This window comes from Streptomyces sp. WAC07094 (assembly GCF_036320405.1).
GTDB lineage: Bacteria > Actinomycetota > Actinomycetes > Streptomycetales > Streptomycetaceae > Streptomyces > Streptomyces lannensis.
In genome coordinates this window covers 249,089-262,491 of the sequence record NZ_JAVMJZ010000004.1, presented here as the reverse complement: position 1 = coordinate 262,491, position 13,403 = coordinate 249,089, and the positions used below count along the sequence as shown (strand labels likewise).

Genomic DNA, 13,403 nt, shown 5'->3' with positions numbered 1-13,403 from the left:
ATGGTCAACCTCATGCCGTCTCCTCGGCGCAGTGCCGGGAATGGCGAGGCCGGATCGCCGCGGCCCGAAACGGACAGCGGGCCGCCACTAAATACCTGGCTGGCGCACCTGCGGCGCAATCCTGTGCACGTGCGTTTCGAGCGGCGCGAGGCACTCACCGCGGCTGGGATCTACCTGGCGATTGCCGTGACCGGCTTCGGTCTCCTCATGGCCATCAGCCACTTTCGCGGCTACCACGCCACCGAGGTTTTGATGCGGTGGGATAGCGCGAGATACCTGCACATCGCCGAGCGCGGTTACCCGAACCATCTGGAGTACGCCCCGGACGGGCTGGGCGAGCCCAGCGCGCTTGCGTTCTTCCCGATGGTGCCCGCCTTGATCCGCGTGGTGCACCTGGTGACCTTCCTGCCTTTCCCGTATGCGGGAGTGGTGGTCTCCTGGTCCATGGCGGCGATTGCCGCTGCCGGGGTGCACACACTGGCAAGGTCGCTGTTCGGCCGTCGTGCGGGTTACGCCTGCGTGGGGCTCTGGGCGTGCTCGCCGTACGCGTTCGCCCTGTGGGTGCCCTACTCCGAGGCCACCTTCACCGCCTTCCTCATGTGGACGCTGATCGCGGTGGTTGCGCGCCGGTGGTTGTGGGCGGGCGTCCTGTGCGCGCTGGCCGGCACTGTGCGGCCGACCTCGGCCGTACTGGTGGCAGTGGTCGCCGTCAGCGCGATCCGAGCCGTGACGCTGCGCCGGGCCGGCTGGCGGCCTTGGGCAGCGATGGGCCTTGCGCCGCTCGGACTCATCTTCAGCTGGCTGTACCTGGGCAGCCGCATAGGCCGGCTCGACGGCTGGTTCATCGCGGAGAAGGCCTGGGACCAGCAATTCGACTTCGGCCTGGGCAGTCTGCGGTTCCTGCAGAAACTGATCACCTATCAGAGTACGGACATCCGCTATCCGCTCGTGCTGACGGTGATCCTCGTCGTAGCTGTAGGCGTGGTCGCCCTGGCACTGGACCGCCAGGTGCCCTGGCCACTGGTACTGGCGCTCGCCGGAGCCTGGGAGCTGATGTTCGGCACACCGGGCGCACCCTTGTCCAAGCCCCGCTTCATCCTGCCGTTCCTGCCGATCATGCTCCTGCTGGTCATGCGGCCGGTCGCCCGACTGCCCCGCACCGTCCAGGGCTGCCTCTACGGAAGCGGAGCGATCTTCGCCGGCTGGTACGCGTTCGGATTGCTGGTTCTCTTCAAGCACCCGCCCTGAGCCGTGTTCGACAGATACGGGTCTTAAGCACCCAGCGCAGCCGCGCCACACCTTGGCAGCGGCAGGCGGGCATGCTCGACGTGGTGGGGCCTGTCGCCGCCGTCTCGGCCTCCATGCGTCTGTTCAAAGTGCTGCTACTGGTTGCGGCGGCGGTGCCCCCTGTGCTGCTGATCGGTCACGGGTTCGGCCCACACGGTTTCGGGGGTGCCGTCGCCGGTTGTTTCCCACAGGGCGATGTGTTCCATGAAGTGGTCGGGGGTGGCGCCGTGCCAGTGTTCCTCGCCGGGTGGGCAGCTGACGGTTTCGCCGGGGTGGGCTTCGAGGATGCTGCCGTCGCGGGTGCCGATCAGGGCGATGCCGGAGACCACGTGCAGGGTTTGGCCTACGGCGTGGGAGTGCCAGTTGGTGCGGGCGCCGGGCGAGAACCGCACGAGGTTCGCTCGCATCCGGGACGGTTCCTGGCCGGCGACGATGACGTCCCACCACACGTCTCCGGTGAACCAGTCGGCCGGTGCCTTGCTGGTGGGCTGCTGCTTGATGAACTCCATGACGGTCCTCTCAGCTGTTGGTGTGGTGCAGGTGGTCACTGGGCGACGTAGCCGCCGTCGACGGGGAGGGCGACGCCGATGACGAAGCTCGCCCCGGGGCTGCACAGCCACAGGACGGCCTGTGCGATCTCTTCGGCCGTACCCAGGCGGTGGAGGGGCTGGCCTGCCTCGGCCTCGGCGCGGCCGAGTTCTCCCTTGGCGATCATGTCGTGGACCATGGGGGTGTCGATGGTGCCTGGGCAGACGGCGTTGATGCGGATGCCGCGCGGGGCGTATTCGAGGGCGGCGCTGCCGGTCAGACCGATCACGCCGTGCTTGGAGGCGTGGTAGGAGGCGCGACCGGGGATGCCGACCAGTCCGCCTAGGGATGAGCAGTTGACGATCGCGCCGCTGTTTTGGGTACGCATGTGGCGCAGTTCGTGCTTCATGCTGGCCCAGATGCCGCGCAGGTTAACGGCGTGGACGCGATCGAACTGGTCAGCCGGCTCGTCCGCGGCGTCGGCGGGCGGGATCTGGATGCCGGCGTTGTTGTAGGCCATGTCGAGGCGGCCGAAGGTGTCCACGGTGCGGTCGACGGCGTCGGCGACCTGGTCCTCGTCGGTGACGTCGCAGGCCAGGGCCAGCACCTGATGGCCCTCGTCGATGAGCTGCCGTGCGGCCGTGTCCAGGGTGGTCTCGTTGACGTCGATCAAAGCGACGGCCGCGCCGGAACGGGCGAAGGCCCGGGCAGTGGCCAGGCCCATGCCGGAGCTGGCGCCGGTGACCAAGGCGACCTGGCCGCTGAAGTCGTACGTGGGGTTCATTGCGGGCGCTCCAAGGTGCGGGTGCGAGGGACGAATGTCAGTGCTGTATTCCGGACCGGAGCCGGCCTTTCGGCCTCTTCGCCGCGGTGTGTGCCGCTCGAGGCGAGCCCGATCAGCAGCAGGGTGCGTACGGTGGCAGCCGCGGGCGTGACCATCTGCCCTGCTGTCGCTGAAGCGGCCCCGATCGCAGTTCCGCCCGGGTGCCGGCGTTGCGGGACAGGCGAGCCACGGCTGCGGCAGCCAAGGGGCAGCAGCCAGCCCCGGCCCGGTGCCTGCACCGACGAGGGACATGCCGTCACGGTGAGTCCCGCGCGGGAACGCACCGCTGAAGAGGTACAGACGGCGCAAGGGCTCGCGTCCAGGAGAGGGCGGGAGGTGCGGGTCAGGGCGTGAGCAGGGCCTTGATGGCACGGCGCTCGTCCATGGCCCGGTAGCCCTCGGCAATCTGGTCCAACGGCAGGCTGAGGTCGAAGACCTTGCCGGGGTTGATGCGGCCCGACAGGACCCGGTCGACCAGGTCGGGCAGGTAGCGGCGCACCGGGGCAGGGCCGCCGCGCAGGCCGACGTGGGAGAAGAACAGCTCCTGGCCGTCGATCGCGACATTGTGGGGGACGCCGACGAAGCCGACTTGGCCGCCGGGCCGGGCCGACTGCAGTGCCTGCTGCATGGCCTGGGCGGTACCGACGCACTCCAGCACCGAGTCGGCGCCGATCCCCCCGGTGAGGTCCTTGATCCGCGCCACCCCCTCCTCGCCACGCTCAGTGACGATGTCGGTGGCGCCGAACCCACGGGCGAGCCTCTGGCGAGGCTCGTACCGGCTCATCACGATGATCCGCTCCGCGCCCCTCTCCTTCGCCGCGATGACAGCGCACAGACCGACGGCGCCGTCGCCGACCACCACGGCGGTCGAGCCGGGCGTGACCGCGGCGGCGTCGGCGGCCCACCAGCCGGTGCCCATGACGTCGGAGACGGCCAGCAGACTGGGCCAGAACGACTCGCCGGGCCGCTCATCGGTGGCGACCAGGGTGCCCTGGGCGTTCGGGATGCGCACGAACTCGGCTTGGCAGGTGCTCATGAACTCCCGGTTCAGGCAGCTGGACTGGAAGCCGTTGCGGCAGTTGGCGCAGGTGTTGTCCGAGGTGGCGAACGAGCCGATCACGAACTGGCCCGGCTTGACCGAGGTGACCTCGCTGCCGACCTCCTCAACGAAGCCGACGTACTCGTGCCCCATCGGGTGCGCTTCGCCGATCGGCTCCAGACCGCGGTAGGGCCACAGGTCAGAGCCGCACACACAGGTGACGGCCGTCCGGATGATCGCATCGCTCGGCTGGAGGATCTTCGGGTCGTCCAGGGTCTCCAAGCGCACATCGCCGGGGGCGTGGATCACTGCTCCGCGCATGAAAAGGTTCCTTAAGGGTGCCAAGGCGAGCGGTACGGGCGTACCGGCAGCCGCCGAATACAGATGCAGGCCCGGCACGGACAGCGAGCCGGGTACGGGCCTCTCACCTGCCGAGATCACGGCTGGAGAAGAGCCACGCCCTCCAGGTAACCCGCTTCTCTCGTGCGCAGCGAGTCACCGTCAAGGGGTGTACTGGCGGTACATCCCTACGGCCGCGTGCGGGACGTACGGTCGAGGTGTGGACAACCGTGACGAGGTCCGCGAGTTCCTCACCTCGCGACGAGCAAAGATCACCCCGGAGCAGGCGGGACTGCCTTCCGGCAGCAGACGGCGCGTCCCTGGCCTACGCAGGAGCGAGGTCGCCGCACTCGCCGACATGAGCGTGGAGTACTACGCCAAGCTGGAGCGCGGCAGCCTCTCCGGCGTCTCCCCGCCCGTCCTCGAAGCCGTCGCCCGCGCCCTCCAGCTCGACGACGCCGAACGCGCCCACCTCCTGCATCTGGCGCAGGCCGCCGACGGCTCCGACGTCCTCACCCGGCCCCGGCGCCGCACCGCCCGGCAGTGGACCCCGCACCGCAGCCTGCAATGGACCCTGGACGCGATCACCGCCGGCCCCGCCTTCGTCCGCAACGGCCGCATGGACCTGCTCGCCACCAACCACCTCGCCCGCGCCTTCTACAGCGACGTCTACGCCACGGTCGATAACCAGGCGAACCTCGCCCGCTTCAACTTCCTCGATGCCGCCTCCCACCGCTTCTACCCCGACTGGGACCAAGCCGCCGACATCGCCGTCGCCATCCTGCGCACCGAAGCCGGCCGCAACCCCCACGACAAGGACCTCCACGACCTCATCGGTGAGCTGTCCACCCGCAGCAACGAATTCCGCACCCGTTGGGGCGCCCACAACGTCCGCCACCACGGCACCGGCACCAAACGCTTCCACCACCAGGCCGTCGGCGAACTCACCCTCGCCTACGAGGGCCTGGACATGGCCGCCGAACCCGGCCTCACCCTCACCATCTACACCGCCGAACCCGGCTCCCCCTCGGAAGAAGCACTGCGCCTCCTCGCATCCTGGACCGCCACCCAAGAAGCCGAGCCCACCACACACCAGGCGGCCGGCTGACCGCTTACTCACGCATCGCCCACGTCGGGCCTGTCACGAACTGGCGGTGATGCGGTCGTTGTCGGGCAGCCCGGTCGCACGCACGGCACGGCGTGCGGCCGCCGCCGAAGGCGGGTGTGCGTAACCGGCCTTGCTCGCCCGGACGGCAGGAAGGAGCGCTCACTGCGGCACGGAATCAGTCCTCGTCGGCGACCTGGGGTGCGGCATGCGGGCCGGGGCGGCCTCGTCGCCGTGAATGAACGCGGCGAGCTCGTCGGCGTACCTCTGGCGGGCCATCCGCCCCTGCTCCTCCTGGAGCTCGGCAGCCTCACGCAGCTCGGCCAGATGCGGCACGTACTGCTCGACCGCATCACGCAAAACCTGCGGCATGACCTTCTTGACGTCCTCCCCCTCCTAAAGCAGGGGGATTCCCCTATGAGGGGGTTCGGCCGGTCGCCCGGCTTACGGGTTCCTGCTTCACAGACCGCCTAGCGGCGAGGTCTCTACAGGCTGACACGGCATGCCCTGCCGCGTTTCGGATGTTGAGGGCCGCGTTCACGTCCGCATGAGCTTGGTGTCCGCAGCCTGCGGCTTTGCACACGAAGACCGATTGGCTCTCTCGGTTGTCTTCGGAGACGAAGCCACAGGCGGAACACCGCTGCGATGTGTACGCGGGGTTGACCTTGACCACGGCGGTGCCGGTGTAGCGGGCGGCGTTCGAGAGGGCGAGTTCGAGGCGGTGCCATCCCTTGTCGAGGATGGCACGGTTCAGGCCTCGTTTCTGGGCCACGCGGGAGCCGGGCGCCTCGATGGTGCCGGAAGCCGAGGCGGACATGCTGCGGGTCTTGAGGTCTTCGAGGACCACCACGGCGTTTTTCGCTGCTGGGCGGTCTGGGCGCAAAAGTCTGCGCGCCGGTCCGTCACCCGGCTCATGATCCGGTTCATGCGGGCGCGGACCTTGGCCCGGTTCGCCGATCCCTTCCGCGCGCGGGCGAGCTGCTGCTGAAGACGCCGGTACCGACCGGCCTCGCCAGCGGTGACGAACTTGCGGTCGTGGAAGTCTCCGTCCGAGGTGACGGCCGCTACCTTGACGCCCCGGTCGACCCCGACGGCCGTGTTCGGCATGGCATGCGTCTGGGGCGTGACCGCTTCGTCGTCCACGAGGAAGGAGACGTACCAGCGTCCGGCCTTCCGGCTGAGGGTCGCAGAGCGGATCTCACCGCCCAGGGGGCGCGACCAGCGAAAGCGCACCCAGCCCAGCTTGGGCAGCTTCGCGCGGGCCCACTTACGGCCGAGGCGTTCCACCTCGATCAGCTTGCCCATGGGAAAGCGGAATGAGGGGGACCAGCGTGCCTTGGACCGCCAACGGGCCTTGAAGGTGCCGTGTTCCCGGCAGGCCCGGTCCAAGTCCTTCAAGGTCTGCTGCAACGCGTGCGACGGCACGGCCTTCAACCAAGGATGCTCGCGCTTGGCGTCGGCCAGCTCGGCGCACTGTGGCGCGTAGTTCATCCACGCGCCACGCCTGCGGTACTCGCGCCGCTGGTGGAGGCCGGTGTTCCACACCGACCGGCAGATGTTGCCGAACTCCTCGCACATCCCGACTTGTTCGGGCGACAGATCGAGCAGGTAGCGGCGACCGGACAGCATGAGAGCACCCCCTTCGGCTTGTGTGATCAACATAGGGCACGCCACTGACAACGCAGCGAACTCCGCCGCTGCGCGGCTCCGGCACGAGGATGAGCTGACCCCTTCCTGCAGGGAGGGGCTGCGCTCAAGAGAGCCGGTCAGCTTAAGCGGCGCTCGCTCCACGCCACGTCCGGGATCCAGGCACAGGCGGAGGAAACCACGAACGTCCTCCTCGGTGTGCAGGTCGTTCATCGTGCCGCTCCTTCCGGTTGACAGCCGAGGCAAGCGGGGCAGGCCCGGTAGGGCGCTGCGTCCGGCATCGGCTGCGGCAGCCCCGGGTACCCGGAACAGCCCGAATCTGTGCTCGCCGGGGCTGCGTTTGCGAAGTGCACGTCGGCGAGAAGCGGCCGCGGGGCGGTTGAGCCTCGATGCAGCTTTCGCCCGCAGTGGCCGAGCCGGCTGCGCCGGGCGCCGATGTGGAGCCGGTCCGCCGCGTCCAGGGCCGCGGCGGGGGACAGCTGTCAGTGCCAGATGAGGTTGCGGATCCGCCGTCTGAGTGCGGCGCGTCAGCGGTCGTTACGGACGTGTGGCTTCACAGCCGTTGGACGCGCAGCACCTCTGTCAGCGGTCCGCTGTTCGGGGCCGGTGTCGGGGTTCAGGCATGGGGCTGCGTCCCCTTTATCGGTGTCGTACGGGTGCGTGTGGGGCGGTCGCTCTGTCGTCTGAAGCCGGGCGGGTAGGGGCCCAACTGCGGTGCAGGCCCTGCGGGTTGACCGCCAGGGGCGGAGCCGGGATCGGTGGGTGAGTGGAGGTCGGTGATCAGGGCGGCGAGCTGCACCAGCAGCCGTTCGCGGGCGATGAGCTCGGAAGAGACCGCGCGGGTGTCGTGGTGGATCAGCAGGCCGGCGGCATCCCATAGCTGGTGTCGGCCGATCTCGGCGGCGCGCCGCACCTGGTCCAGGTCGCTGCCGGCGGCGGCCTGGATCAGATGGTTGTGCAGGCCGGCCAGGCGCTGCAGGTACCGGCAGGTGGCGTCGCCCTGAACGGTGCGGACGTGCTCGCCTGCGCGGGCATCCAGCCGGTCGGGCACGTGCTCGATCAGCAGCGGCACCAGCAGCATCAGCGGCACTGCCACACCGATGGGTGTGCCGTGACTGATCGCGGCCGCGGCGGCGACCAGGCCGAGCACGGCGACGGCTGCCGCCGAGCAGCGCACGGAGACGGGCAGCAGGGGCAGACGCTGGGCGGGGCGTCGGCTCAGCCAGCGCAGCGCGAGCCGCTGCAAGCGGGTGGCCGCCGGTGTGAGGACGCCGATGCGGTGGGGGCATTCGGGCAGACGGTCGCCTGCGGGGACGGTCCAGTCCACAAAACCCCAGCAGGTCCGCTCCCGGATCAGCACGGGCTCGCATGTCTGCGTGCACCAGGCGCCGCAGCACAGGTGCCCGGTGCGCCGGGCACGGTTTCCTTGCTGCTCCCAGTGGCCGGGTTGCTGGGCGAAGGGCTGCAGCCCGGAAGCGGGCGCGGTGGGCGGTGGCGTGCGGCTCGTCATGCGCTGGTGCCTTCCAGTGGGCGAGTTGAGGCGGTGGCGCAGGTGGTGCAGCGGCCGTCGCCCTCGGGATGGGCGCGCCGGGGTGTGGGGCCGGTGCAGCAGCGGCACAGCGGCCAATTCAGGCAGGTGGGGCAGAGGTTCTCGCCTGGGGCGCATCCGGGTTGGCCGCAGCCGGCGCATTCGGCGAGCGCCCGGTAGGCCAGCGCCTCGCGTACCGGGCGGTGGTCGGCGAGAACGGTCTGGGAGGGCCGCGGCGCGGGGGCGGTATCCGGGCAGGCGGCCGGGGGCGGGTAGGCGTGGGCGGCATGCAGTCTGGCGGCGACGATCGCGTCGACGGAGCTGTGGATCCAGCCCGGCAGCGGTCGGCTGGCAACGATGCGGCGCACCTGCTCGGGGCTCCAGCCAGCATCCAGCATGGCGGTCACGACCTGGCCCTGGTCCCGCAATGCGGGCCCAGTCAGCAGCAGTTCAGGATACTCAACGCCGATCGACAGCAGCAGCCGGGCGCCGGCAGAGGGCTCCCCCGAGGGTGTGTGACGGGGTGGGCTTTGCCTGCCGTCGGGCGGTGTTTGTGTGGCGTCGTCGTTTTCGCGCCTGTGCGCGTGAGCGGCGGATGGACGGACGGGGTTGGTGTTCTGGCGGGTGGTCTTCTTTCTGTTGGTGTTCTTTGTGGGCGGGTCAGCCTGCGCAGGTTCAGCCTGCGCAGGCTTTTCCGGCTCTGGCTCCGACCAGCGATTGTCCTGGCCGGTGGCCGGCGGCGTGCTGGAAGGCGGTAGTGCCGGGCTGGGGCGGCGGGCGGGGGGTTCGGGCATGTCCGTGATGAAGTAGGCGGCGGCGCCGAGCGTGCCGTCCGCGCGTCGTTCACGCTCGCGGACCAGATATCCGTGCCGCTCCAACTCCTTGAGCGCGACCGTGACGGCGTCCTTCCCCTCCGGGCCCTGCCGGGCCAGTTCGGCAACGCTGACCCGCCAGCCGTCCCGGTGGGTGGAGATGAGCCCGAAGACCCCTTTGGCGCGATAGGAGATCTTCGGGTCGCGGAAGAGGTCGTTGCGGATCTGGGTGAACCGATCCGCCGCCATCGCCCCGCGGCGAATTCCCGCGCCGTAGCCGCTCATCACGCCCTCGTCCGCATGAACCGTGCGCGGCGGCGAGGGCGGCGAGCGGAGGGCCCGAGCAGCAGGAGGCCGGTGCCGGCGGGTGCGGAAATGGGCGTGGGTTTCATGCCGTCAGCTCATGCGGCACCCCCGACCAGACCGCCAGCCACGATCCCCGACCAGCGGTCACAATCGGGCAACAGGTCCGCCGTATTGCCGTGGTCCGCCTCGTGGCCGGACCGACCATGTGCGCTTCCGTGTCGGCTTGGCACCACCGAGACGTCCTGAGCGACGATCCCGATTCGAGAAGTGGCTTCGTCCACTCCACCCGACAGAAGACACCCAGCAGCAGGTTCGTGCCGCCCAGCCAGCCCAGCACGGCAACCGGTATCAGCCTGGGGTGCCTCCTTTATCGCCCGCCGTCGCGGCCTTGCCCTCGTGCTGGTCCTCTGACCGACTCACTCACGTTTGGGTGTGCTCTACGCACTGGGTGACGACGTCCCTCAGGCTGCCGGTGCTCTCCATGAGCAGCCGCTGCTCGCGGGCGCCGTTGCCCCGGCGCAGCAGATCCGCCACGGCCTCTTCGACGCGGGCCGCGTCGCCGCTCTCGGTCAGAGCGTCCCCGACGTGCTCCAGCAACGAACGCAGCACGTCTGCGGCCGGCTTCGGCTGCATGGTGACCGGGTCGAGCAGGTCCTGGTCCAAGCCGCACCGGGCGGCCTGCCAGGCAGCCAGCCTCAGCAGGCTCACGCTGTGCTCGAGCGGCGGCCTGCCTGCCCGCCAGTCGCGTGCCGCCGTCTCCACCAGGGCGCGTGCCAGCGTGGCGATGAGCACGGCGGTGTCCGCGCGCAGGCACACGTCCGCCACCCGGATCTCCACCGTCGGGTAGCGCGCGCTCAGCCGGGCGTCGAAGTACACCATCGCCTCGTCCAGGATGACGCCGGTGGCCACCATGTCCGCCACGCGCCGGTGGTAGCGCTCGGCCGAGCCGAACAGCTCGGTCGGCCCCGCCGACGGCCAGCGCCCCCACAGCCGGCTGCGGTAGCTGCGGTAGCCGGAGTCCTGGCCCTGCCAGAACGGCGAGTTGGCGCTGATCGCGCACAGCACCACAAGCCAGGGCCGCAGCCGGTCCAGGACGGCCACGCCCTCCTCGTCGGACTCCACCGACACATGCACATGGCAGCCGCACACCAACTGCTCCCGGGTGGCGATCCCGTACTTCTCCGCCATCCACCGGTAGCGCTCGTTCATGCTGATCGACGGGCTCACCGGGAGCGGGGAGGTGGCGAGCGCGGCGACCGCGCACCCGAGGTCACCCGCGTGCCGCGCCGCCTCCTTGCGGCAGCGCACGATCTCGGCCCCGAGGTCCGCCATGTCCGACTGCGGATGCGTGGCGAACTCCAGCATCTGCCCGAACAGCTCCTTGTCGAGGAAGTCCTGGCCGGGATCGTCCTGGGCTGCATGGGCCAAAACGGCAGCCGACAGTGCCTTCGGATCACCGGTGTCCGGGTCCACGAGGAGGAGTTCCTCCTCCACTCCGACGGTGCGCATCCTGTTGCCGCCTTCCTGCCTGTGCCGCTCAGAGCCGTCCCGTGCCCGCAGGCCGTCGCGGTTCTTTTGACCCCGACTGCCCGTGGCGGAGCCGTTCGACACCTGCGGCGAAGATCATCGACGACTTCGAGGAAATACTGACGTTCTACAACTTTTCGGTGCCTTCACCTGCGGACCACGAACCCCATGGAGTGCACGTTCTTCACAGTTAAGCTCCGCGCCAGGGTCACCCGTGGACCGGGCAGCCCCGCTGCGGCCCCGCGATGGCGTTCAAGCTTGTCGATTCCGCCCAGACCCGCTGGTGCGTGATTGCCGGAACGCGCCTGACGCCCCTGGTCCGGGCTGGCGCCAGGTTCGACAATGACGTCCTGGCCGAGCACCATGAGCAGGCCGCGTAAGGGGGAGAACGTGGTCTCGGGCCTGACCCGTCTACCCGCACTGCCTATGGGCTGTCCAGCCCATAGGCCTGGCCAGCCACGACCGGAACAAAGGTGATCAGACATGGTTCCTCGGATCGGCGATGAAGTGATCGTCACCTGTGAGCCTGCACCTACTCGGGTGGCCGAGGTGCATCGCTACATCACTGTGGAATGGCCATGGAGAGTGATCGACAGTTCCTCCAATGTCCGATGGAACGGCAAAGTCGCCCTCCCGTACGGCGATGCCCACCAGGAATGGAGCCCCTACCGTCTGGAGCCGGCAGCTTCCGCCCTCCGCGTGGGAGACCCTTGCACCGTGTCCATCCCGCCGACCCGGCTCTACGTGGGGCACTACGAGGAGTACGACCCTCCCCGCCACCTCGGCTGGGCTCCCGCACCCACCGCAGGGATCTACGTCATCCCTCCAGAGAGGATGGACGTGGACCTGGAGAACGCGGGGTACATGCTGTACCTGGGCGGTGCTGACCCCCTACACGTGGAACCGGTCAAGGACTGAAGTCGCAACGCACCGGGCTCCAGCACCGCAGCGGCCAACATGGCCGTATCAGTTCCGGGAAGCGCCGTCGCGGTAGCAGCGGCTCACACAGTGGGGTGGATGGCTCCTGGTGGGCACAGCCGCAGGACGAGTCTCGGCTGGTAGTGAGGTGTCAGTCAGGGGCCGCTACTTGGCCCCGGGGAAGGCCTCTCATGCCCAGCTGAGCTGTCAGCGGAAGTAGAGCCGCGACGCCCCACCGCTGATGTACCTCGGGGCATCCTTGTCGCCGTGCTTTGAACCCTGGCCCTCAGCGGGGCCGTTGCCGCGGTGGTGGAGGTCGCACAGTACAGATCCGGCTGTCACGCATCGCTGAGCCACCTGGTCAACATGAATGAGAGCTGACCAAGCTGCCTGGTGAGCGACGCCTCTGAAAGGACGCCTCGTGCTGATCGCCGAAGCCGACATCCGAACCGAGCGGCCGAGCCGGTACCTGGAAGAGCTGCGGGAGCGGTACCTGGAAGTGCTGCGTGAGCACTCCAGCGAGATGTGTGACCGGATACCCCACCGGCCTCACCCGCACGACGATGGCACAGCACCGCCCCAGATCCGAATCGTCGAATGGACCGACGCACGCGGGACTATCGACCTCGTCGAGGGCCGTTGCACCCTACAGGCCGGCCCCGACTCGCTGACACTCCGTGTCGAAGCCGCCGACCGGGACAGCCTGCAGCGTATCCAGCACCTGGTCACAGGACGCATGCAGAAGATCGGCGAGCGCGATGCATTGGTCACCTGGCGACAGGCCGACGCCGATCACCAGCCCCATGATCCCGCTACCGACTCGGCGAGGAAGGCGGCGTCCCATCCGCGACGCCGGGCGGCGCTCGGCCTCATAGCCATCATCGTGTTGGTCGTGGCCGTCCATCTCGGCCTGGGCGGACTTCTGGTGGCGTCCAGTTGGGGGACGCACTGGGTCATCGGAGTCGTAATGGCAATTATTGTGCTCCATGTCCTCAGCGGCCTCGTCATACGCCGCAGGAAGCCGCGCAGAACCCGCTGACCGCACCGTGCGAGAGATCGGCTTCTGAACCGCCGCCAGCCCGATGGCCTGAAGGTCGTTTTCTCCCTTCGTTGTCCCGTGATGCAGAGTGAGTCCGGGGGTGTCGAGTCGCGCCAGGAGATGGCGTTCTCGCGGGTGAGGGTGAAGGCCCTGCGCTCCCTACGGACCGGGCTGCCTGCTGTGGTTTGCGCGCGTGTTCCCCCTGCTGCTGGTCGGCGGGGCCGCCGTATCCCCGGCGGGTCCCGCTCCGGCTGGACGCCTGGAGGGTCGGCCCCTCTTGGTCGGGCTGATGGTCGGGCCGACCAGGTGGCGGCCCGGGCAGGCTTGTCGGTGCGGGCCTGGGAGTGCGCATCGGGGCGGGCGGCGTGCGCAATGAGCCTTGCGCACTCGGCTGCGGAACCGGTGCGCAGTCGGATGACGAAGTGCTGATGCGCATCCCAGCTCGGCTCGGATGCGCACGCCGGCGGCCGACTGCGCAGCCTTCCTGGGGTGCCGCGTTCCGTGC

At 69.2% G+C, this 13,403-nt stretch carries 11 protein-coding genes and 1 pseudogene; 4 read left to right on the top strand and 8 right to left on the bottom strand.

The genetic code is table 11. The annotated features are described in order from the left end of the window. Positions 1–129 precede the first annotated feature (129 nt). Positions 130–1,248, top strand: coding sequence for a hypothetical protein (locus tag RCR19_RS43030; protein WP_331270540.1), 1,119 nt, complete (start codon positions 130–132; stop codon positions 1,246–1,248). Positions 1,249–1,382: 134 nt separating this feature from the next. Here the strand turns inward: RCR19_RS43030 and RCR19_RS43025 are convergent, their stop codons facing one another. The 3 genes from RCR19_RS43025 to RCR19_RS43015 all read right to left on the bottom strand — a co-directional run bounded on the left by RCR19_RS43025 (position 1,383) and on the right by RCR19_RS43015 (position 3,998). Beyond that, positions 1,383–1,796, bottom strand: a complete 414-nt coding sequence (locus RCR19_RS43025) for a cupin domain-containing protein (protein ID WP_331270539.1) — start codon at positions 1,794–1,796, stop codon at positions 1,383–1,385. A gap of 35 nt (positions 1,797–1,831) precedes the next feature. Further along, entirely contained in the window at positions 1,832–2,599 is a 768-nt protein-coding gene (locus tag RCR19_RS43020) for a glucose 1-dehydrogenase (RefSeq protein ID WP_331270538.1), read from the bottom strand. A gap of 382 nt (positions 2,600–2,981) precedes the next feature. Continuing rightward, on the bottom strand, positions 2,982–3,998 hold the full coding sequence (locus tag RCR19_RS43015) for a zinc-dependent alcohol dehydrogenase family protein (RefSeq protein ID WP_331270537.1): 1,017 nt from the start codon (positions 3,996–3,998) through the stop codon (positions 2,982–2,984). Between the two features lie 238 nt (positions 3,999–4,236). Here RCR19_RS43015 and RCR19_RS43010 point away from each other — a divergent pair, with 238 nt between their 5' ends. Beyond that, positions 4,237–5,124 (top strand): helix-turn-helix transcriptional regulator, encoded by an 888-nt coding sequence (locus RCR19_RS43010; protein WP_331270536.1) that lies wholly within the window; start codon positions 4,237–4,239, stop codon positions 5,122–5,124. 159 nt (positions 5,125–5,283) lie between these two features. Here RCR19_RS43010 and RCR19_RS43005 read toward each other — a convergent pair whose 3' ends face one another. The 5 genes and pseudogenes from RCR19_RS43005 to RCR19_RS42985 all read right to left on the bottom strand — a co-directional run bounded on the left by RCR19_RS43005 (position 5,284) and on the right by RCR19_RS42985 (position 10,923). Further along, positions 5,284–5,493 carry a hypothetical protein gene (locus RCR19_RS43005; RefSeq protein WP_331270535.1) on the bottom strand — a complete coding sequence of 70 codons (210 nt, stop codon included), beginning with the start codon at positions 5,491–5,493 and terminating at the stop codon, positions 5,284–5,286. Positions 5,494–5,536: 43 nt separating this feature from the next. Continuing rightward, positions 5,537–6,750: pseudogene (locus tag RCR19_RS43000) on the bottom strand (transposase). 634 nt (positions 6,751–7,384) lie between these two features. Then, on the bottom strand, positions 7,385–8,278 hold the full coding sequence (locus RCR19_RS42995; protein WP_331270534.1) for a hypothetical protein: 894 nt from the start codon (positions 8,276–8,278) through the stop codon (positions 7,385–7,387). After that, a complete protein-coding gene (locus RCR19_RS42990; protein ID WP_331270533.1) occupies positions 8,275–9,393 on the bottom strand; it encodes a hypothetical protein in 1,119 nt (372 codons plus the stop codon). The genes RCR19_RS42995 and RCR19_RS42990 overlap by 4 nt, the downstream gene beginning before the upstream one ends. Before the next feature lie 441 nt (positions 9,394–9,834). After that, positions 9,835–10,923 carry a glutamate--cysteine ligase gene (locus tag RCR19_RS42985; protein ID WP_331270532.1) on the bottom strand — a complete coding sequence of 363 codons (1,089 nt, stop codon included), beginning with the start codon at positions 10,921–10,923 and terminating at the stop codon, positions 9,835–9,837. A 735-nt stretch (positions 10,924–11,658) separates the two neighbouring features. On the opposite strand from RCR19_RS42985, the gene RCR19_RS42980 reads away from it, so the two are divergent. Next, entirely contained in the window at positions 11,659–11,859 is a 201-nt protein-coding gene (locus RCR19_RS42980) for a hypothetical protein (protein WP_331270531.1), read from the top strand. A gap of 421 nt (positions 11,860–12,280) precedes the next feature. Then, complete coding sequence (locus RCR19_RS42975) at positions 12,281–12,898, top strand: DUF2218 domain-containing protein (protein WP_331270530.1); 618 nt, start codon at positions 12,281–12,283, stop codon at positions 12,896–12,898. The last annotated feature ends 505 nt before the right edge of the window (positions 12,899–13,403 follow it).